Raw genomic sequence first — 21,187 nt, 5'->3', positions numbered from 1 at the left:
CGCGTTTCCCATTTTGCTTCGAGGCCCCAAATCGTCGAGCCTTGCTCCACCTTTACAGCTCCTTGGAGCAACGGGGTTTCGACCATGATCAGTTTGCGATGGGGCTCTTTTCGGCTCCGCAGGCTGAAACGACCGGCGTCGACAACGCTAACATCAACAAACGAAGAACTGAGGGAGCAGAGTGATGTCTGCAAAAGCTCGACTAGAAGAGGCGACCAAGCACCTTGCCGATGCGCAAGAGCAATTTGATCTCCACAGCGCGGGTGAGATCGCAGCGGCGTCAAATCCAGCCGCATGGGAGAAATGGCGCGGCGAGCATAGGCGACTTGCTCTGGAGCTTGAACGCCGAACGAAGTTAGCCGTTGCCGCAAAAGCGGATGCCGCCACCGAGGCAGAGCTTCACACGCGGCAGCTTAGTCAGGTCAGAACGCAAAATCAGGAGAACCGCCGCGTAGCTGCTTTGCTTCAGCAGGAGCAGCGGAAATTTGGCCTCGCCTTCTCGTCCTCCTGACAACTATCGCCGAAGCCGATGCTGCCACCGCGAAGTTGAATGCGATGCTCCTTCCTGACATCGATCGGGTCAAGACCGTCGACACCATTGCGCGATGGCGCGACATGCGCCCGCGCGAGGATCTGTCCGAGAGGACGATCGAGCTCTGGGTCAGCTCTGAGACGGGAAATCCAGTATCGGTGCAGGATGCCGTCAGACCGATCAGCAACGGTCTTGGGATGCTTCCGACGGCAGCGGTTCAAGGCGAGAGAGTGAAATGTCTTCGTCGGCGATTTCGCCAAATTGAGTATCATCCGGAAGCGCCCGCTGAGCGCGTCGATCCATTTCTAAGCTCGCTGCGCCTGCCTCGATATGATGGACCTGGTTTCGCTTGGAAAGGGGATCAGGTTTACGATGCGCAAGCCGCGCTTGATGTGCTCAGTCAGTCCGGCGCGCAGGAGAAGCGACCCGTCCTTACAGAACTCGTGCCGGAAGGCTCTTGGAGCGCTCCAGTTGTACCGCGGCGTATATCCGCTCGGTCGGAGACGGAGTGATGACCGGATAGCCTCGCGTGAACGGCTCAATCCAGTCGTCCAGGCGGCGCTCGTCACGCTTTGCGGTCTGATCTTGGGCACCGTCTCGCGGAAGAGCCAGCGCCGGATCGTGGCGCTCTTGCGGGCGGGCAGCACGTCCGCCCTCGATGGGCTAACTGGCAACGGTCCGGGTGAGCTGCCGGTCCTCGTGGCAGACGAGATCTTTACCGGACTGCTCGACAACATAGAGCGGCTAGCGGACAACTTCGTGCCGACCCGAAATAATTCGGTGCATTGCAACAGCCTTTGCCTTGCACAGCGGTCGCATGTCGCGCGATGGTTGTGATGCATGACCTCCCTACCGACCCCGTATTATATCGCGTTCATCGACGAGGCCGGCGACCCCGGCCTCAACACCGTTCGCCCGATCGACCCGGTTGGCGGGACTGAATGGCTCTGCCTCAGCGCGGTGGTCATACGCGCGGAGCATGATGCGAATGTTGTGGGCTGGGTCCGATCGATGCTCGACCAAGCGGGTATTCGCAACCGGACGGATCTTCACTACCGAACGCTCGCGGATCATCGGAAGCGCATAGTCGTTACCGAACTCGCAAAGTTACCGGTGCGAGCGTTCGTTCTCACCTCCAACAAAAAGAACATGCGCCACTATCGCAATATGCGGGCGGAACGGGTTCGATCCCAACAGTGGTTCTACAATTTTTGCCTGCGGCTTCTCCTGGAGCGGGTCACTGATTTTTGCTACCGGCACGCGGCTGAAGAAAAGGCAAAAGGCCGATTGTTGAAAATTGTCTACAGCGAACGCGGCGGACACTCATATGCGCAGACATCGGCATATCAGGAGCTGCTCAAAATGCAGGCGAAGGGCGGCGCGCTGGTGCTCTCCAAACGCCGGATCATGTGGGAGGTTCTTGACTGGCGCCTGGCCGAACCGGTCTCGCACAGATCCAGTGCTGGCGCGCAGCTCGCCGACATCGTCGCGAGCGCCTTCTACCAAGCAGTGGATACGCTGCCGCCTACGAGGTGGAACAACGAGTTCGCAAAACTGCTGATGCCCATCATGGCCAAGGAAAACGGGACATATCTCGGCTACAGCGTCGCCCTACAGCCCACCCCGCCGTCGAAGGCCAATCTAAACGATCAACAAAAGCAGATCTTCGAGCACTTCGGCTACAAGTTCTGGCCTTAAGCGGCGGGCCCCGGCCTCCTATCTGCACCGAGCGGATAGACTGTCATCCCAAGGACAGCCGTATCGATGAAGGGTTAGAGGTCTGGACCTCGCACCAAGAGGGTGTTCCGGCGTAGCCCGCCGAGGCGGAGTGTAGGCAGAAAGCGCAGTGGTGCAATACCTGAGACCAACAGGTTGGTGGACAAGGTCTCTCGAAATCATGCCATGAACTGGTTTGGGCATGGGCGCATCTCGGGACGATCAACTCGCGGAGTATCACTTTCAAGCGGCCGGCGTCGCCGCGATCTAGATTGATCGCGACGGCTAATCGGCGCCGAGGATGCCGCGCGCTCAAATCTCCATCCGGAGCGGCTGGCTTACTGCTGTCCGAGCGGGGCCAACGTGCTCGCCATCGGCTCCAGCTCGGGAAGCAGGCTCACTCGTACGTCGCACTCCCGGCCAGGGGCGCTCGACAACAGCTCGAGGCCGTAACGGCACAGGGCCAGGATCAAGCTTTAGCTCACGGATATCGCGCCGCAACATTCAAAAGTGTTGCCGCAGTTGCAAAATTGCTGTTCTTCGCTCGGGACTGTTAAAGGTTCGACGGTGATATGGCTGATTACAACGAATGGCGCGACGTTGCAGAACGCGTCCGCCGGACGGGCTTCGTCTTTTTGCACAATTGGATGCCCAAGCTATCCACAGACCAAGCTTTGAGCGAGCATGGAGCGCTCAGATTTGAGGCCGCTTCACGTGTTCACACGATCCAGCCGAGTGCCGAGGGTACACCCAATACCTACAGCGGCCGATATGGCCTAGCAGCCTTCCCGGCCCACACTGACCTAGCGCACTGGCCTGAGCCGCCGCGATACCTTTGGTTGCGCTGCGTAAAAGGGTACGATGAGATCCCGACCATTCTAGTCGACGGTTTCAATGTCGTGGAGCATTGCGGCGCAAACTTGCTCTCGCGATCGCTGGTACGTGCACGTCGGCCTTTGGCTGGTCGCCTCCATCTGATGCCTCTATATCTCCCTGCACGCAAATCCGCGCCTCCGCGCCTTCGATGGGACGAAACCTATATTGTTCCCGGATCGGACGCAGCGGTCGAGGGCATTGCGAAGGTGAAGGCTGCTATCCGCAGCCAGGGAGAAATCCACTGTCCGCTTTCGGCCCCCGACGACACGCTCATCATAGACAATTGGCGGATGCTTCATGCGAGATCAGCCGTGCCTACGCATTGCGGCGATCGACTGATCGAGCGGGCATACCTAAGGAGTCTACATTGAAAGACGAAGCCAAAGAGGCACCGCTGGCATCGGATATTTGGTCATCAGACCAGCTGCTAATCAAAGCGCAGAGATATGCCGAAACGATGCTCAAGGCGGATCGGAATGATTGGCACTTCGCACTCTGGTCAAGCCTAGTGCTCGAGTATCTCCTTAGGGGAGCCCTAGCCGACTATAGCCCCGCCTTCTTGGCGGATAAGGCTGACTGGAATAATCTCGCAAGTGCCCTCGGCTACCAACCTAAAGTGAAAAAATTCACTCCAAAATCGATCCCGACTAGCGAAGTTATTTCTCGATTGAGTGTCCTCGATGGCGACTTCGATGTTGAGCTCGCTGGGTTTTGCCAAGCCCATACTTCGCTAAGAAACGCGGAACTGCACTCTGGTGAGATAGCCTTCGATGGAAAAAGCCACGCAAACTGGCTCGCACGCTTTTATAGGACGGCAAAGACCTTGCTGTCGTCGGTGGGAAGAGATCTCGCGTTTGTATTTGGGGAAGCGGAGGCGAAGGTCGCTGAACAACTCATCCTTGCCTATGTGGATGAAGCCGCGAAAGCTGTTCAAGGCATCATCCATGCTCATTCAGAGGCTTGGACGGCAAAGGACGAGAATGAGCGCGCGAGGTTGGTTAGCCTTGCGAGCTATTGGGCGAGCCCCCGCACAGGCCACCGCGTAAGTTGCCCGGCTTGCAAATCGGTTGCCATTGTTGTCGGTGCGTCTATTTCGCCGCCTCAGAAAACAATCGAGAACGATCTAATAACGGAGAAGCAGAGGCACCTCCCAAATCGGTTCGAGTGTGTTGCGTGCGGCATGAAGATCGCCGGCCTTTCTCAGCTGCTAGCCGCGGGCCTGGGCGACACCTACGTCCAAACCTCATCGTACGATGCTTCTGAATACTATGCGCCTGCAGACGAGGCGGACGGGTGGGAACCCGACAACAATGAGCCCTTTTGATTTATCTTCCCGATTTAAATGTGTAAATTCCATTCACTGCACGTAAAAATTGTCGGAATTGTTGTTGGAAGTGCGGCTTCCTCGTTGGCTTTGCCAGGTCGGACGTTACTCTGCTTGAACAATGAAGATCATCAGCGTCAGACAGCCATGGGCTTCCTTAATCGTCATCGGTGGAACGGACGTCTCGACCGGAGCAATCGAGCTAAAGGACGTCGAGAACCGCACTTGGCCGACCAGCTATCGCGGTCCCGTGCTGATCCATGCCTCGCAGCGTCCGGACGATATCTCGCTCGATGAGATCGAGAGACGTTTTGGAGTGCGTCTTACGAGCGACCAGAAGCTCGGTGGTGTCGTCGGTATCACCGAGATCATCAACTGCACGCGGCCTCATCCAAGCCGCTGGTACGCGCCGGGCTGCTACGGCTTCGTTCTCGCCAACTCGCGCCCGCTGCCGTTCGTGCCGTGGAAAGGTGCGCTGTCACTGCGCAGCGCGCCGGCCGAGCTGATGGAGCTGTGCGGGTTGAATGATAGCGTCCTCGAAACACCGGCCGCGTGAAAAATTCTACAAAACGTAGCTGATACTACGAAACGTAGTATTTTTAGTTCATGCAACTGTACGGCTTGGCATTCCCGGGCACGCCGTTACGCTTCTTCTCGTTAACAACAGCGCGACAGCGCGAGAGGAGAAACGACATGCAGACGTGCCCAATCCTGACCCTTGCTCAGAAGTACGACGCGCTCGCGAAGCGGTGGCTCGAAAACGAAGATGACCATACCTATGACAAGCTCCACTACCTCGTCTTGACCGCCGATCAGCTCTCGCCCCGAAGCATTACGGGGGCGGCTTTTCAGATCGCATGTGCGCTATCCGAGATGGATGCGACCATGGGAGAGCCAGCTTCACCGGTGCGACTAGCGTCCGAGCGGAGGGTGATGCGGTTGTTGCGCAGTGTGCTCATCTTCCTCGAGCAGCGCAGTGCTGATCTGCCGTCGGCATGGAAGTTCGTTGTGCCTTCGGGCGAAAAGGCGCTTCTCCGCAAGTACGGCTCGAACTGACGACGACACGCGAAAAAGGAGATCATGCCAATGAAGCGGCGGCGCTGAGCCGCCGCTCCTCATCCACGAGAAGCTGCCGATGAGAGCGATCGACCGCCAAGCAAGATTGAAGCGAGCCAAAGAGCTCGGGCGGCTGGCATACGACATGCTTCGGTTTGAGGATGATCTCGTCGGGACCATTGCCATCGAGGGCGATGACAAATATCTGCGCGAATTCGAGGGCCGCGGACTATCCGGCTCGTATGTCACCCCGTCGAGGCCTGGGCGACCCTATGAGTTCTCCCGCATTCAAGTTCGTCACCTCGGTCGCAAGGTGCTGGAGTTACGATGGTCTAATGCCGGCGACTTCAATCTGGTCGTGTACGAGCCCGGTGACTGGGGAGAGCTGCTCGAGCGGCTCGCGAACGTGTTCTGACAGCCGAGCAATGCTGTTCGGAGCGCTAAGCGGGCGACTGTCGTCGCAAGCCATCACCGCCAGAGCGTCCAGTTCGGCGCCCTTGTCCAGCGACGTCCCGGCGACGCGATCAAGATCGGGGCCCAGCGCCTTGGCGCGGGTCGCGTCGCGGGCTACGGAAGCGACGGACCGGCCGCTTCTGGCGGCTGTATCGGCCGTAAAGCTGTCGATAGCTTTCCCAACTTGGAAAACCTTAGCGCGGCTCCGTCCAGCGGCGCCGTTCCGGGTTTCAGGATGCACGGCCCTATATGTTATGCCGCCTTCCGCTTCGCGGTCAGTTTCGGCCGCTGCGCCGGCGTCAGGTCGCGCCGGATCAGGTTTTCGTCGATTACGGCGAGCACCGGAGGAACCGCTGCCCTGCCGCTCCATTGGCTTCTGGCACCATCATCTTGGAGGAGGTCACCATGGCATTGGAAGCACGGGAAACAGGCAGCTTGATCGGCAGTGACAAGGTCGAAGGCACGTCAGGGGCGTAGCCTCGGCAGCGCGACTTGATCCGCCTCAGCGTATCCCCCGGTGCCGCTGAGGCCTTCTTTGACTGACGATGATGTACTGCGGCGGTGGTTTGCAAAGCTGTTGAAGGGCTGATTGCGGTGGCACATGCGCGACGAGGATCGCGAGCATTTGCTCGTCGACCTATGCATAGCTCTTTGCTGTTGGTCTCGTCGTCAGCTTCATGAAACTCCTCGGACGTCTGTTCTTCGGCTGATGCAGATTGGCCAAATTGTCACGGCCGCGGCTGCGCGTACGAGAACCATCCTATCGGCTAGGTCAGGTTCGCGCTCCTATCGCTAGCCAACGCGGCCCGATATCTTGTCGAGTGATTATGTCTTGATCGCTGTTTTTGAACTCTGCAAATTTAACCGTGCTTCCGGTGGGGAGCTTTGTTCATGCAGATCGATTTGAGGTGCGCCGAGCGCAGCTCGGCGAGTGATGCTGAGGTGGAGGACTGCCCCTCCGATATTACAACTGCGAGTAAACCCGCCGCCGCGAACGACAACGCCGAAAACACGCACTGGCCGCTCATTTCATTTCCTGACGGCTGGTACGCGACGTCGTGAAACGGTCGAGATCGGCGCCTTGCGCCTTGGCACGGGTCGGGTCGCGGCCGATGGACCGCGCCGATCCGTGCGGCGCTAGGTGGCGGCCGATCAGGTATTAGTTCGAGCGTCGCCAGAAGAACTGCCAGTCATGCCGAACTTAGGAACACTTTTTAGTGCAGCGAGGTTTCTTTCCTTCATCAGAGCCCTAGACATTGCGGAGTTCTCTTCCATGGCTACCCAGATTGTGATGGACCACACAGGCGACAGCAGACATTTCTTTGAGCAAACTGATCCGAAGGGGCTCGCCGAGGCTGAACGGCGTTTTAAGCAACTCACTGATCAGGGGTTTACTGCCGCGACGCGAAAGGCGGGCAGTGAACTGAAGGTCACACGGTCGTTTGATCCCACCGCGGATGAGACACTATTCTATCCGCGTCTCGTCGGCGGCTAAGCTATCGCGATACGGCAATGTTTCCGTTCAGACGCAGCGACGCTAACAGAACGCGCTTCCGTGCCCTCCGTGAGCTTTATCGGAGCTTCACCGAGCAAAATGGCCCGGAAGCGCGTTCGCGGCGTCTGCTGCGGGATTGGTTATCTCCAGAGCAGCGCGCGCAATTCGATGCCAACAACTATTTCGAAGTCACCGGTTCTCACACGGGCAGACGATATCGAGTTCAATATGGTACCCTGAGCAATGTTGTAGAGCTCGACGCATCAGGGCAGCCCGCGATCGGCTGGTGTTTCGTTCCCGAACGTCCTCTGGCGGCTGGCGATGTGATGCTCGCCCAGAAGATCGCGCTCGAAACCGACGAAGCTGCAGTGCTCGCGCTTGCCCACCGGTTTACTCCGAGACTGCCATCTCTGCCCCGGGTAGTGCGGCGTGCTTACTAGGTCGCCCATGGGCGGGGCCGCCGACCGGGGGGACGGCGACCCCTCGCCGCGAAGGCGCCGATACGCGAAACGAGGACGACTTCGCGACTGCATCCAGCATCTGCGCAGGGCCGGATCGGCGCAAGAACGTCCGTGCGTTAGTGTTACTTGGGCCGCGGCTTCGTGGATCGGCCTCGTGAGATGATTTCGTCAACAGTTCGCAGCATCCGAGCAAATTCAGACCGAAGATGTAGAGCGTGCGCCGCATCTTTTGGCTCTGAGAGAAAAGCAATCTTCACGAGGAAGCGGTTCAATCGCGATGTGACGAGAAGATTGTCAGAGTGTTGCGAGCGCAAGTTCGTGATCTGGCGTCGTATCTCAACCAGATCGAACGGGTCACCGTCGGGCTTATTTGCCAAATGAAGCTCATAGCGTTGCGGCGGGGAAACAAGGCCGCCGCGCCGAATATCTTGGCGCGACGACCTCGCCATGGTGAACCCGGACGGGTGCAATGTCCGGTGCAGAGAGGCTAGCGCTCAGCAGCCCCGGTGCAATCGAAACCGCGGATTAAGCTTGATGCCCTCGCTGGAAGTTAATTCAGGAACCAAGAAGCCGCGACGGAAGGTCTGAAGGTACTGAGCCAGTGAATGTCCAATGAAGGAACGTCTGGGTCTTCGTCGGAATTCCTGACTGAACAAGAGCTGCGAAACTTTGATGCGCTGCTATATCTTCACGCTCGACGACTGCGGTAGCACGCTGAAGGCGCACGAAATCGACTGCAATAACGCCGAAGAGGCCCTACAGCTGGGCTCTGCCGCGGTGGCGAACGACCCAGTCGAGGTTTGGTGCGGTCCTCGGCGTCTCGCCCGCTTTGAGCCGGAGCGGAGGCAGGAGCGGCGGCTATCGAGTTTGGGCGCGCGTCTGATCGTCGCCGAACGCTATCTTCGCGAAGGCGAGCAACTCATCAGTCAGCAAGAGAGGGTCATCGCCCACCTCAAGCGCGAGGGACGCGATCTCGCTCTCGCGTTTTCCATCCTCGATGCGCTGATTGAGACCCAGAAGGCTCATTTGCAAGAGCGGGATTTGCTCGCAGCCGAAGTGGCAAAGCGGTCTGAATAGAGGGGCTAGCGCAGCCACAGATCACGATGGGTCCGGGCCAATGCCTCAGGTTCTCGACCGCTAGCCGTTCCGTTCACGATCCGCGAGGTAGCGCCGAACGCGATCCTATTGGAGACCGCGCCGATAGAGGCAGTGTCGCAGGTGGCGATCGCGTGCCATCCTACTGTTCAGGATTTCCGATGTCGAACGCGCCCAGGCGATATTCTTCGCCAACTGACTGTTCACCGGCCGTTTTCGCGACCAAAGTAAACGTCGCGTCCGGATAGCGTGCCCACACATCGAGGTCGTCAAACGTGACGGTGAGATATCCGAAAAAGCACTTATATCGACCCGGCTCGGTCACCCGTCCGATTTTGTCCCAGTTGATCTTGTTAACGCGCATCGCTAGCTCCACTCGTTCTCAGGCACCGAACCGGGCGGAGGTTTAAGTTCTTCGAGGCCGGCTTCGATCACAGCCATTTCGTCTTGGATCGCCCTGATTGCGCTTTCGGGGTTGATGCCTGCTTCAGCTTGCAGTTCAGCGAGCACCTTCCGCCGATGCGCCAGCAACTCCGTCAGCGCGCGACGGTCCCGCACCTTGACGTAGCTAGCGACGATCAATTCCATCGCCTGTGACACGTTCGTCGTCTCCCACCGGTTGCGCCTATCGGGGGCGGCTAAGTTCGGTCAGGCCGGCTTCCGTCAAACGATATTCGAGACCTTCGCCGGTTGAGCGTCGCTCCATCCATCCGTTTCGTAGAAGGACGAGCTTTGTTCCGGGGTGATCGGCAAGCTTCAAAGAAGACACCCAATCGCGGTCACGAAGAAGATCGAGCATTTGCCGGTGATGCTGATTGAAAAACGGCCTGCGCCTTTCCTGATGACCGATGTCTTGACCTATCGTTTCAAGCGGGTGTTCGGCTTCCATGGTCGTTTGTTGCCATCGCATGGTTTACGATCAGTTACGGATCGGGAACAAACGGCAATCTTTTCTAAATGGTTCATAAGTATTGTCCAGCGGCATGGATCACGAGGACGCATCTGGTTGGTTCGTTCCCGCCCTTAGGCGAAGCTATGCTCGCTTAGCGGCGTGGATGGTGCGCGATAATCGATTGCCGGAGCCCAGCCGCCTGCCGGCACCTACGCGGCTCGAACGACCAAACCGAATTCCTGACAAACCGCGGCGGCCAGCGCCGCCGCGCCTTTGAGCTTTGCAGGCTCGCGAATGACGAACAATCGTTCCGTGACGCGCCCATGGTCGCCCGCCGAAGAAGCGGAGTTGCTCTTACTAGTCGACGCAGGGGCGACAGCTGACTTGGCTGCCGAGCGGCTGGGCCGAACTCGGCAAGCGGTTTACGCTCGCTTGCATCGGTTTCAAAGGCAGCAGGGTCGAGCGAGTAGAACAAGTGGGCAGCTCTTTGCTCAGTTGTTGAAGAGATCAGATGTTAACGGGCCTTCAGCCGAGGGGCCCTAGCCTGCTGCGTCGCAACCTTTGAGGCGTCTTAGCTATGGACTTTCAGAGCGCAGCGCCCGCGGTCGTGAGGGCGATCCGCCAACGCGATCTACTAAACACCTGGCTTCGGCTCTATGCGCGCGACGGCAGCCTCCCCGCCGTCTCAGAATATGTGCCGGGCCGCCTTGCGGAAGAAGCAGACGATCTCGTTTATTACGTCATCGATACCGCCCAGTGGCCGCCAGTTCTCACGATAGAAAGCGAAGGCACCCGAATGTCCGCCGCGTACGGCAAAACCGGCAAGGGGCGCCGGCTGGACGAATATGTGGGCCCCCGATTGGCCCCTTCTGTCATGCCGGTCTACCATCTCTGCGTCGCACGACGATGCCCAGTCTACACGGTGTCGGAACTTGAGGACGCTGCCGGGCACAAGGTGGAATATGAGCGGCTGCTCCTGCCATTCGGAGCCGGGAGCGAGGTCACCGAAATAATCGCCTCTCTGAAGACGATTAGCATCGACGGCCGGTTCGAAATCCGGGACTTGATGACGCGCACCGACCTAGTAACGGCACCGGCTGTACGCGCGGTCATTGACCGAGAGCTTTCTCATAGACTGCCGATGCGAACGGGAGCGATAACGATAGCTGACGACCTAGTGTTCGATTGAGCGCCTAATCTCAATGAGACGTCCCGTCCTCGGGAGTGGTGAGCATGACCTGCATCGCCTTGAGATTGACCTCTCGGTTCGTCTTTCGTCCGCAGTCCGTTCCTCTTTTTGGAAACAAGTTGCCCTTCTTCGGAAAGTCTTTTCCCGACGTTCTGGCTTGACAGAACGCATTGTGGCCGTGTGCCGCCATTTCGACGGGTAGACTTTGGACTTGCTGCGGTGTCTGCCAGCGTGAAGTTTCGCTTTTCCGTGGCCCTTAAGCCGTCGTCCAATCTTCCCTTCGGCTGCGCGGGCCGTCAAAAGCGAGCATATCAAGCGGTTGTGGGACAGCAACTGCCTACCTAACGAACGCAGCGGGTGTGGAAAAATCAAATCATGCCGTAAGGACTACGCAAGCAGAGGCGACTGCACCGATCGCCGCGTGCTAGTTGTTCCAACTTGTCATCAACCGCAGGTTTTCAAGTGCCTAAATCCGCAAAGAGGCATGCCGGAGGTCGCGCGACCGAGGCGGGCATGGACTTTCAAGCCGGGGTCGCCACCTGGGCGGCTGCGCATCTTCTTGCACGATTGCCGATCGGTGGTCGGTTTGGCCTTATGAATACTGCGCTGCCTATCGAAATGCGGCTCGAAACGGATGAGAGCCTGGATGACACCCACATCATCTTAGACGACGGCTCTTGGATTGATCTGCAGAGCAAGACAACAGCGGGCCTTTCACCTAAACCGTCTAGTCCGCTCGGCAAGACAATCACGCAACTGGTAAGGCTTGTGAGCGCCTCACAGAGTGCGGGTAAAGTCTTGGATCCTACAAAGGTACGGGCTGTGCTCTCGGTTGGCGTCGCTGCGCCGCGTTCGTTAGACGATCTCGAGAAAGCCTGTCGTGCATTTGACATGGGCGGCGCTTGGGCCAGCACGAAAGCTCAGCGGTCTAGGGCGCAACGCGATGCGCTCGATCTGTTCGAGCAACACGCTCGCGCCGCTTGGTCTAATCATTCCACGCTACCGCTGACCGAAGATGAGCTGGTCCTTATGGCGCGACTATTTAGGATCACGCGTTTTTCGATGGACGAGGGCGACGATAATTGGCGCGAAGCATCGCGCATCATGGGAGCCCGCCTCTACGGCTCCGACGGCGCAGGCGACGCACCCTTACGTGATCTCAAGAGCATCGTTCGCGATCTGATCGGAAGCGGGGCGCCAGCAAATCGCACAGGCCTACTGCGCGGTCTGCGTACACGCGAGCACAACGATGTCGGCGCACCTGATTATGATGCGGACCTCGGCCGCTTAGCCGTCGCAAGCGACGCCGAATTGGGACGGCTGGCCGTTCATACCCATCTGCCGATCGTGGGTGGCATTCCTATTCCGCGGGAAAGTGATGCCCCGCTCGCTGCCGCCATCGCCAGCGGATCTCTGATCGTTGTCGGCGAACCAGGCGCGGGTAAGACCGGTGCTCTTGTCGCGCTTGCGCGGGCGCGCCGCGACGCTGGACAAGTGGTCGTGTTCCTCTCGGTGGATCGCTTTCCTGGCGTCGGGGTAGCCTCCGATCTGCAATCCGAGCTTCACCTCGAACATCCCTTGGTAGAGGTGCTCGCAGCAGCGCCGGGCGCGAAACCTAAGCTGCTCGTGGTCGATGCGCTCGATGCGGCGCGGGGAGGTCCCGCTGAGGGCGTTTTTACTCAGCTAATCGAGCAGGCGAGCGTGTTGGCAGAGGCAGGCTGGACGATCGCGGCTTCGATCCGGACCTTCGATCTGAGGAATGGACGGCGTTTTCGCGACGCGATGTCGGGATCGCCGGTTGACCCTGCGTTTTCGGACCCTTTGCTTCCCACGGTCCGCCATTTTCAAATTCCGCGATTAACCGATGCTGATTTAACAGCCGCTGGCAGGCACGCTCCTGCGCTTGACGATTTGCTCATTGCTGCTCCCGGCATGCTGCGAGACTTGCTGCGCAATGTGTTTAACCTCTCCCTCGCTGCGCAGCTGATAACCGACGGAGCAACGCCTGAAAGCATTCGCACTGTTTCTACCCAGTCGGACTTGATCGACGCCTATGAAGATCGCCGCCTTGTCGGAACATCGGTTCAACAGGCTGCAGCCGCGACCGTAAACGAGATGGTCAGGAGACGGCGATTGGCCATCCGAAAAGTCGTTATCGCACATGAACGTCTAGATGACGTTATTCGCTCTGGTGTGCTCAGCGATGCAGGCGACCTAGTTAGCTTCTCCCATCACGTGCTTTTCGATCACCTTGCTGGGCGCTTCTTCCTCGATTGGGATGACCCATCGAGGCTGATTGAACAACTCGGCGGCGACAGCTCGATAGCACTAATGCTTGCGCCTGCGCTCCGGTTTGCGGTTGAGCGGCTCTGGCGCTCGGATGGTGACGGTAAATCGGCTGTGTGGCACTTTATCGCAGACGTTTACTCGAAAGCGGATGTCGATCCCGTTCTGGCGAACGTTGGACTTCGCACAGCTATTGAGCGCGTCGAGAATATATCTGACATCGCGGGCCTCGCAGGACTACTTGCCGAGCGCGGACGCGAAGAGCCGCTTGCCACGATGCTATCTAGGCTCGCCCGCTTTGTCGGGCTCACAGCCGATGCAAAGGGGGCAGCCGCGCCCGATGAAGCCATAGCCTGGGCAACGATTGCTGAAGCCGCGGCAACCGTTGGATCGCGCGCGCTGTCCGATGCTTCACATTCTTTGCTTATGACACTGTTCAATTTGGGGGATTTAGCACAACCGGTGTTGCTTGGTGTTTTTGGTCGAGCGGCGCGCTCGTTACTAACGCTGGCTTGGGCCGCAGATCCTCAGATGCAAATTATCACCACCAACGCGATCCGCTTTGTCGGAAAAAGTTTCGCATCCGATCCATTAGCGTCGCGCGCGCTCTTGGATCGCGTGCTCCGTGATCCACACTTCTCCGAGCACGCCGACAAGGAGGCGCCATGGCTCGCCGAGCAGATCATGCCGATTGCCCGAACCGATCTTGAGTTCGCGGTCGAAATCTTCCACGTGCTCTATTCGCGCGACATCACCGACGACAGCAGGTCATTCATGGGCGGGCAGCCTAGCCGCATCATGCCGCTGTCCTCAAACCGTCATCAGGATTATCGCGGTTGCCGGTACCGCTTGGTGAGCCAAATCAGGCATTTGCTCGGGCTCTCTGCTAAGTGGGGCACAAGGGCTGTGATCGAGGCGGCGATTGGCGAGGCGGATCGTGGAACCGCGAGCGGCGATAGTCGCAAGCGCGTATCGGTAACAGGCCGTCAGACGTTTGACCTCGTTGGAAGGGAGCACAGCTTCAACGACTGGAACGATCCTGGCAGGTATCGCGCCGATCAGGACTATGATGTTCTCACTCATTATGTGACCTTCCCGCGCGGCTGCTCAGTTGCCGCGTTCGCCGAAAGTATCGAGGCTGCTGCCTCAGGCTATTCAAGCCCCGCAGTGTGGGCGCGAATACTTGGCGTTGGTGCGGGGCGCGTAGCTGAAGTTGTCGACCTCCTTTGGCCCTACGCGACCAATCCTGGCCTTCTTGCTCATGAAGACACTATCCGTGACGCCGTCCGCTTCTTGGCCGCGGCTTATGCCGAGCGCTCGGTGGACGAGCGCAGAGCGTTCGAGATTGAAGCTTTAAAGCCCGATTTGTTCAGCGACGAGCGCGAGCAGCGCTGGTGGCGGCGTACGCTTACGCGGGTGCTCTCAACAGTCGACGAAGCCGCGCTGGCGACGGACGCAATGCGCGCGCTACGCGCTGACCTCGCAGCTGCGAATGAACTTGGTGGAAATCCGCCGCTGCGCTCGATGATGACGAGCTGGGGATCCACCCGAGGACTGACAAGGAGCCTCCTATCTAGCGAGGGCATCAATGTAGACGAGGGTGTCAATGCTCGGACGGTGACACAATCCGAGGCTCTATACGAGCTTGTCCAGGCAACACCGTCGGATAGCGATGCGGACAAGTTAGCGGCGCTATGGTCAGCCAGCGATGCAACGATCACGCTATTCGATGCTCATGCTGACGAGCTTGACGAGCGCGTCGGACGTCCAGTTTGGGGACATATAAGCAACGCAGTGGAACGCCTCGCCAGCAGTGCTGCCTACGTGCCCGGCGCATCGAGCATGCCGACGGTTGAAGCGCTGCTCACAGTCCTGCGCCGACTGTGGACAAGCCGCTTCCCTGAACCAAATGAAGACGACACAAATCTGAGCTGGGGCAATTGGGACGTCCGCGTATATGCCGCGGAGGCTTATGTGCGTCTGGCCGCACGATTTGGCGCTGAACATCACGAGATTGTCGAGATGTTCGATAGAATATTGGTCGATCCAGTCCCACAGGTGCGGTTGCAGGCTGCGCAAGCCCTGCAGGTTCTCTATCAGGTCGCGCCCGAGCGCATGTGGCGTCTTGCGAGCTCGGTCGCAAACAATGAGCAACAAGAGGAGGTGCTCGGGGCTTTCCTCAGCGGGGTCCTAGCAAGATTTACATGGCATGAGGTTGATCGCTGCGAGGCTATAATTGAGACTGTGATGGGCCGACTGTCCTCGAACGAGCTTAAGAGAGCAGAAAAGCGAGATCACGTCTTACAAGCACTAGGTCATCTTGGTGCCCAGCTGTGGGTCCGGCAAGAGCGCCCTAAGGCACTTGGTTGGCTAACCAGCTGGTCGAGCGATCCCGCCAAACATCAAGACCTTCTGACTTCCTTCCTTTCGCCACTGCGCGCAGCTTTCTTTGCCCGCTATACGTCAATGACTGATGACGATCGAGCTCTTGCTGACCGAGCCCAACGTGCCGCAACTATAATTTTGCAAGCATGCTCGGCTTTGGCGGCTCAAAGCCATGCCACCGCAACCTCGAGTGAGTTCGGTCATGAAACACGTGACGAGGCGGCTGAGCGCTATCGCGCGGCCGAGGGCATCGTTAGCTTTCTCACCAACCAGCTCTATTTTGGATCTGGTGCGTACGCGGACAGTCAGGGCGGAGAAGCTGTTGGATTGGGTAGTTCAGAGGCGATGCGCCAGTTCTTGATGGACTACGACGAGATACTGCGTCTGCTCGCCAACTCACACGAGCCAGCGACACATCATCATCTGGTCGAACTCTACGAATTCCTTATCCCCGGCGATCCCTCTAAGGTATTTGACGCGTTGCATGCGCTATTGGTCGGTGCGGGCGCGCGCGAAGGCTATCACTACGAGGGTCTCGCCGCGCCCGTCATCGTGCGTATGATCACGCGCTACATCGCCGATCATCGCTCAATGTTTGAGGACGACGCGAGGCGCGCTCGTCTCGTTCAGATACTTCGGCTTTTCTCAGATATTGGCTGGCCGGAGGCTCTCAAGCTTCTCTATGATCTACCAGAGCTACTGCGCTGAAATGAGCAGAGGCCGCCGGCAGGTGCTTGCGATACGATGGTCGAAGGTTGGCGACTTCAATCTGGTCGTGTACGAGCCCGGCGACTGGGAAGAGCTGCTGGACCGGCTCGCGAACGTGTTCTGACCGGCCACTGAAGTTCCATCCGTATCGTTTAGAGTTTGATAACTTGAGAACGGCAGTGTCCCGCGGGTTATTTTTCGGGAGCATCTTCAATGTCCGACCTTGAGCAAAATATCCGCGAGCGCGCTTACCAGCTTTGGGTACAGAGCGGCTACTCGCACGGACAAGCCGAAGCACACTGGCTCACAGCGCAGCGCGAGGTGCTCGCGTCATCGCTCGGCGCCGTCGCGCGGGTGACGCCAGCAGTCGCGACCAAGACGAAGTCGGGCAAGTCGCGAAAGAAGCGCGCCGCGTAAGACGCCTGCGGCCTTGCCAGCCGCGCCAATCGGTGTCGAGCGAGGTGCCGAGATCCGGTCAAGGTCGGCGCCTAGCGCCTTGGCGCGGGTCGCGTGGCGGGCGACGGACGCAACGGACCGGCCGGCCTTAGCGGCCGTGTCGACGGCGAAGCGGTCAGACTTCTCAACTTGAGAACTCTTTCGGCCGCGCCCGGTCGCGCCGTGCTTCATCTCCGGATGCACAGCTTCATAAGCCGCCTTACGCTTCGCGATCAGCTTCGCGCGCTGCGCCGGCGTCAGGCGTCCGATCCAACGCCAGGCTGGGGAATGCGTTGCAAGCCGCTCGAAGCGGAATGCGCTTCAAAACGAAGCGACGGGTATTGCTCTGCTAACTGACTAACCACGACCTTCTCTAAGATCGGCATAACCGCTCCGACTAGGTCTGCGTCGGCTGTGCTCAATCCCGTGATGCCAAGTTCGTTGCCGACCTTGATGTGAGCGCATTTGTCCCGGAGGCTGTGCAGGAAGTTCGGCAGGCTCTGACCGGAGACGCCCAGCGCTCGAAACTCAGCCTCCCACGGACTGACGAAATTCTGAAGGCGGGGCCACTTTTTTCCTTCGCGAAATTCGTGTTCGATCACTTTATACAGCGACAAAAACCTGTATTGCAGCGGAAGGTTAGGCTGCGCAACATCAGCCAGCAGTTTGAAAAACGCACGCTCGTTGTAGGTTCGATCGAACACCGCGGCCGTATTGGTCCAGTCTGGTCGGAGGTGTGCAAAATGCTCAGAGATGCTGACGCCGAAGTGCGGTTTGCCCGCCGCATCTCCATGCGAGCCAAAACTGATGGTATCGCGGCCGAACCATAGTTTTTCGATGTGAAGCGGCGTCGTTAGACGCAAGACGGTGATTACATGGTCGATCAATTGACCGACGATCCGGCCTTGCTCTGGCGTCAGATTACCGTCACTATCGACGGTTTCGACCCTGATGATTTCAGGCGCATGTATCTCACCAACGACTGCGACCCGATACGTTGTGCCGTCGATCGTGCACTCCCGAAACAGTAGGTCACGCGATCCGTCATCGCGATACCATTCGATTAAAGGAGCAAGTGGCGTGTAGTTGTACCAAGTCATCCTCGATGTCACGTCGCTTACGGCTTATCGATCGTGCCGACGCCTTCGCAGTTTTGGCAGACACCGCGCAGGCGCTCGTGCTTGTTAGGGTCGCCGCAGCAGACCGGACAGGGAAGGCCTTCATCTGTTCCGGCCTTCACGATCTCCATCTGGCCGCTGCAGACTATGCAGACGCATTTGCCATTGCAGACGGGGCACAAGGTATTTCCGCCGGGCATGTTCTCACCGTCTCCTAACGACGTGATCAACCTGGACCCGTACTACACCGGCCGTGCAGCCGGTGGGCGCGCTCTGCCACGGTTTTCCCCGGGAAAGTTCCGCCCGCGCTCGCGTTCTATTGTGGGGGACTTCAACCGGTAGTTAGACGGTAAGCGCCACCGGGAGTGCACATGTAAGTTATTGAAATTACTTAGATTTATCTAAGGCCGTCACGGATCATGTATCCCGCGCCGCGGATCGTGTGCAGCAGCGGCCGCTCAAAACCCTTGTCGATCTTGGAACGTAGCCGCGAAATGTGCACGTCGATCACGTTGGTCTGCGGATCGAAATGATAGTCCCAGACGTTCTCCAGTAGCATGGTGCGGGTCACCACCTGGCCCGCATGCTTCATGAGATATTCGAGCAGGCGGAATTCGCGCGGCTGGAGCGTCAGTTCGTCCTTGCCGCGCGCGACGCGATGGGAGAGCCGGTCGAGCTCGAGATCGCCGACGCGGTACAGCGTGTCCTCGGCCGGACCGCCACGGCGGCGCGACAGCACCTCGACCCGGGCCAACAGCTCGGCGAAGGAATAGGGTTTCGGCAGGTAGTCGTCGCCGCCGGCGCGCAAGCCCTTGATGCGGTCGTCGACCTGGCCGAGCGCGGAGAGAATCAGCACCGGCGTCGAATCGTCCTTGTCGCGGAGCGCGCCGATCACCGACAGGCCGTCACGCTTGGGCAGCATGCGGTCGACCACCAGCACGTCGTAATCGCCGTTCTCGGCCATGGCGAGGCCTTCCTCGCCGTCGGCGGCGTGGTCGGCAATATGCCCGACCTCGCGAAACGCCTTCACGAGGTAGTCGGCGGATTCGCGGTCGTCTTCGATGATGAGGAGGCGCATCGTGCGTTCGGCAACGGTCAAGGGAGTGAACCTTCTCTAAACATGGCGCGAGCGGCAATCGCATGCAAGCCGAGTGAACGACTCTGGCATCGAGAAAAAGGCGGGCGGTGAAGCTGGGGGACTTCACCGCCCTAGGCCTTCCGACGGAGGGGGGCGTATTCCACCGGAAGGTAGACAGGGGAAGCAAACGTTGCGCTGCTCCCCCGAAGGGCGCCGTCGGCGGGGGCGACTGATGCCGGCGACACCCTTCATCTCGGAGGCCTCCTGAGGCCTGGCCCTTGGTTACCCCTTGGCGATGGGCACGGCGACGAAGCGCGACTGGCCGCCGCTCTTCACCCGCATCAGGACGCTGTTCTTGTTGTCGGTCCGCGCCGTGTTGATGGCGTCGCGGACTTCGCCGGCGGTGCTCACGCTCTTGCCGCCGACTTCGAGAATCACGTCGCCTTCCTTGAAGCCGCGTTCGGCAGCCGCGCTCTTCGGATCGACTTCGGTGATCACGACGCCTTCCTTGCCGGCGCCGGCCACGGAATCGGCGGGCGCGACGGTCATCCCGAGCTTGGGCACGTCGGTGCCGCGGCTCGCGCCCTTGCCGCTGTCCTTGTCGATGTCGGCCTTGGCCTCGATCGTGTTCGGCAGCTGGCCGAGGGTGAGGTTCACGACCTTGTCCTGGCCCTTGTGCAGCACGTTGAGCTTCACGGTCGCGCCGGGCGCCAGGCCGCCAATGGTGCGGGCGAGCTCGCGGGCATCCTTGACGGTTTCACCGTTGACCGACGTGATCACGTCGCCGGACTCGATGCCGGCCTTGGCCGCCGGACCATTCGCCTGCGGCTCGGCCACCAGCGCGCCTTCGGCCTTCTTCATGCCGAGGCTGTCGGCGATGTCGGAGGTGACAGGCTGAATCTGCACGCCGATCCAGCCGCGGCTGACCGAGCCCTTATCCTTGAGCTGCGCCACCACGCTCTTCACGGTGCTCGCGGGAATCGAGAACGCGATGCCGACGCTGCCGCCGGAGGGCGAGTAGATCGCGGTGTTGACGCCCATCACCTCACCATTGGTGTCGAAAGCCGGACCACCGGAATTGCCCTTGTTCACGGGCGCGTCGATCTGGATGAAATCGTCGTAGGGGCCGTTGCCGATGTCGCGGCCGCTGGCCGAAACGATGCCGGCAGTCACGGTGCCGCCGAGGCCGAACGGGTTGCCGACTGCGAGCACCCAGTCACCGATCCGCGGCTTGCCGTCGGCAAGCTTCGCGAACGGGAAGTTCGAGCTGCCCTCGACCTTGATCAGGGCGAGGTCGGTGCGCTGGTCGGTGCCGATCACCTTGGCTGTGTAGGTCTTGCCGTCGTCGGTGGTGACTTCGACCTTGTCGGCGCCGTCGACCACGTGGTTGTTGGTCACAGCGAAGCCATCAGCCGAGATGAAGAAGCCCGAGCCCTGGCCCTGCACGACGCGGCCGCGACCGCCACCACCCTTCAGGCCCGGGATCCCGTCCGGACCGCCGAAGCGGCGGAAGAATCGCTCCATCGGAGAGCCCGGCTGGAACGGCGACTGCGCGTCATCGCCGTCATCATTGCTCGCGGTCTTTTCCTTGATATTGACCTTCACCGAGATCACTGACGGCTTCACGCGCTCGACGATGTCGGCGAAGCCGATCGGACGCTCGACCTTGCGGACCTCGTTGTTGACCTGCGCATGCGCCGGGCTCGAGAACAGATCGGCTGGCGAGGTCGACGGGCCAAAGCCGTAGACGGCGGCACCGAGGCCGGCGACGACCGAGGCCATCAGCGCGAACTTGCGGGCCGAGAAAACGGACCGGCGGGGCTGCCGGTAGGACGGAAGGTTCGAGAGGTCGGAACGGTCGGTCATGCAGAGATCTCCAGGGCCTTGAAATCCATTTGGTACCTGACGGCGGCACCTTACGAACCTGAAGATGGGGGCTGCCGCCTTACCGTGCGCTGGCGGCGGGGTTAAACTTTTGTAATGAACGGAGAATGCGGATGCGGCAGTTTATCGCGGCCGAAAGTAGTGAACCTGCAGGAACTTAACGAAGTTCCGGGAACGCCCGCGCAGTGTCGGCTTCTGCGCGCA

The 21,187-nt window shown here is 59.5% G+C and carries 21 protein-coding genes; 15 read left to right on the top strand and 6 right to left on the bottom strand.

The annotated features are described in order from the left end of the window. Positions 1-184 precede the first annotated feature (184 nt). The 11 genes from FXB41_RS07010 to FXB41_RS06960 all read left to right on the top strand — a co-directional run bounded on the left by FXB41_RS07010 (position 185) and on the right by FXB41_RS06960 (position 8,990). Positions 185-511: a hypothetical protein gene (locus FXB41_RS07010; protein ID WP_219680825.1), complete on the top strand. Its 327-nt coding sequence runs from the start codon at positions 185-187 to the stop codon at positions 509-511. 861 nt (positions 512-1,372) lie between these two features. Then, on the top strand, positions 1,373-2,230 hold the full coding sequence (locus FXB41_RS07005; protein ID WP_219680822.1) for a DUF3800 domain-containing protein: 858 nt from the start codon (positions 1,373-1,375) through the stop codon (positions 2,228-2,230). Positions 2,231-2,820: 590 nt separating this feature from the next. Further along, a complete protein-coding gene (locus FXB41_RS42225; protein ID WP_219680818.1) occupies positions 2,821-3,495 on the top strand; it encodes a Fe(II)-2OG oxygenase family protein in 675 nt (224 codons plus the stop codon). After that, positions 3,492-4,448, top strand: coding sequence for a hypothetical protein (locus tag FXB41_RS06995; protein ID WP_219680816.1), 957 nt, complete (start codon positions 3,492-3,494; stop codon positions 4,446-4,448). Before FXB41_RS42225 ends, FXB41_RS06995 begins: the two co-directional genes overlap by 4 nt. Positions 4,449-4,569: 121 nt before the next feature. Then, positions 4,570-5,004, top strand: coding sequence for an ASCH domain-containing protein (locus FXB41_RS06990; RefSeq protein WP_219680812.1), 435 nt, complete (start codon positions 4,570-4,572; stop codon positions 5,002-5,004). A 137-nt stretch (positions 5,005-5,141) separates the two neighbouring features. Next, the gene (locus FXB41_RS06985; RefSeq protein ID WP_219680809.1) at positions 5,142-5,504 is read left to right on the top strand and encodes a hypothetical protein; all 363 of its coding nucleotides are present in this window, start codon (positions 5,142-5,144) and stop codon (positions 5,502-5,504) included. 79 nt (positions 5,505-5,583) lie between these two features. Continuing rightward, positions 5,584-5,919, top strand: a complete 336-nt coding sequence (locus FXB41_RS06980; protein WP_219680806.1) for a hypothetical protein — start codon at positions 5,584-5,586, stop codon at positions 5,917-5,919. Positions 5,920-6,848: 929 nt separating this feature from the next. Further along, the gene (locus tag FXB41_RS06975) at positions 6,849-7,019 is read left to right on the top strand and encodes a hypothetical protein (RefSeq protein WP_219680802.1); all 171 of its coding nucleotides are present in this window, start codon (positions 6,849-6,851) and stop codon (positions 7,017-7,019) included. A 211-nt stretch (positions 7,020-7,230) separates the two neighbouring features. Beyond that, positions 7,231-7,452, top strand: coding sequence for a hypothetical protein (locus FXB41_RS06970; RefSeq protein WP_219680799.1), 222 nt, complete (start codon positions 7,231-7,233; stop codon positions 7,450-7,452). A gap of 17 nt (positions 7,453-7,469) precedes the next feature. Then, positions 7,470-7,892 carry a hypothetical protein gene (locus FXB41_RS06965; protein ID WP_219680795.1) on the top strand — a complete coding sequence of 141 codons (423 nt, stop codon included), beginning with the start codon at positions 7,470-7,472 and terminating at the stop codon, positions 7,890-7,892. A 693-nt stretch (positions 7,893-8,585) separates the two neighbouring features. After that, positions 8,586-8,990 (top strand): hypothetical protein, encoded by a 405-nt coding sequence (locus tag FXB41_RS06960; protein ID WP_219680791.1) that lies wholly within the window; start codon positions 8,586-8,588, stop codon positions 8,988-8,990. Between the two features lie 160 nt (positions 8,991-9,150). Here the strand turns inward: FXB41_RS06960 and FXB41_RS06955 are convergent, their stop codons facing one another. Genes FXB41_RS06955 through FXB41_RS06945 form a run of 3 tightly spaced genes read right to left on the bottom strand, consistent with a single transcriptional unit; the run spans position 9,151 to position 9,897 of the window. Next, the gene (locus FXB41_RS06955) at positions 9,151-9,372 is read right to left on the bottom strand and encodes a hypothetical protein (RefSeq protein ID WP_219680789.1); all 222 of its coding nucleotides are present in this window, start codon (positions 9,370-9,372) and stop codon (positions 9,151-9,153) included. A gap of 2 nt (positions 9,373-9,374) precedes the next feature. After that, a complete protein-coding gene (locus FXB41_RS06950) occupies positions 9,375-9,608 on the bottom strand; it encodes a hypothetical protein (protein ID WP_311985803.1) in 234 nt (77 codons plus the stop codon). A gap of 25 nt (positions 9,609-9,633) precedes the next feature. Continuing rightward, positions 9,634-9,897, bottom strand: coding sequence for a hypothetical protein (locus FXB41_RS06945; RefSeq protein ID WP_219680787.1), 264 nt, complete (start codon positions 9,895-9,897; stop codon positions 9,634-9,636). A gap of 580 nt (positions 9,898-10,477) precedes the next feature. Here FXB41_RS06945 and FXB41_RS06940 point away from each other — a divergent pair. The 4 genes from FXB41_RS06940 to FXB41_RS06930 all read left to right on the top strand — a co-directional run bounded on the left by FXB41_RS06940 (position 10,478) and on the right by FXB41_RS06930 (position 16,885). Then, the gene (locus FXB41_RS06940; protein WP_219680784.1) at positions 10,478-11,089 is read left to right on the top strand and encodes a PAS domain-containing protein; all 612 of its coding nucleotides are present in this window, start codon (positions 10,478-10,480) and stop codon (positions 11,087-11,089) included. 513 nt (positions 11,090-11,602) lie between these two features. Next, positions 11,603-16,468: an amino acid adenylation domain-containing protein gene (locus tag FXB41_RS06935; RefSeq protein ID WP_246648668.1), complete on the top strand. Its 4,866-nt coding sequence runs from the start codon at positions 11,603-11,605 to the stop codon at positions 16,466-16,468. A gap of 1 nt (position 16,469) precedes the next feature. Further along, complete coding sequence (locus FXB41_RS41445) at positions 16,470-16,592, top strand: hypothetical protein (RefSeq protein ID WP_283843413.1); 123 nt, start codon at positions 16,470-16,472, stop codon at positions 16,590-16,592. 89 nt (positions 16,593-16,681) lie between these two features. Further along, positions 16,682-16,885, top strand: coding sequence for a DUF2934 domain-containing protein (locus FXB41_RS06930; protein ID WP_219680781.1), 204 nt, complete (start codon positions 16,682-16,684; stop codon positions 16,883-16,885). A gap of 275 nt (positions 16,886-17,160) precedes the next feature. On the opposite strand, the gene FXB41_RS06925 is transcribed toward FXB41_RS06930, so the two are convergent. The 3 genes from FXB41_RS06925 to FXB41_RS06915 all read right to left on the bottom strand — a co-directional run bounded on the left by FXB41_RS06925 (position 17,161) and on the right by FXB41_RS06915 (position 20,965). Beyond that, positions 17,161-18,003 carry a hypothetical protein gene (locus FXB41_RS06925; protein WP_219680778.1) on the bottom strand — a complete coding sequence of 281 codons (843 nt, stop codon included), beginning with the start codon at positions 18,001-18,003 and terminating at the stop codon, positions 17,161-17,163. 415 nt (positions 18,004-18,418) lie between these two features. After that, positions 18,419-19,099 carry a response regulator transcription factor gene (locus FXB41_RS06920; protein WP_219680775.1) on the bottom strand — a complete coding sequence of 227 codons (681 nt, stop codon included), beginning with the start codon at positions 19,097-19,099 and terminating at the stop codon, positions 18,419-18,421. Positions 19,100-19,381: 282 nt separating this feature from the next. Further along, entirely contained in the window at positions 19,382-20,965 is a 1,584-nt protein-coding gene (locus FXB41_RS06915) for a Do family serine endopeptidase (RefSeq protein ID WP_007593372.1), read from the bottom strand. Positions 20,966-21,187: the final 222 nt, after the last annotated feature.

The sequence above is a fragment of the Bradyrhizobium canariense genome, from assembly GCF_019402665.1.
Classification (GTDB): Bacteria; Pseudomonadota; Alphaproteobacteria; order Rhizobiales; family Xanthobacteraceae; genus Bradyrhizobium; species Bradyrhizobium canariense.
The sequence above is the reverse complement of the archived record's forward strand: the minus strand, read 5'-3'. Positions and strand labels throughout refer to the sequence as shown.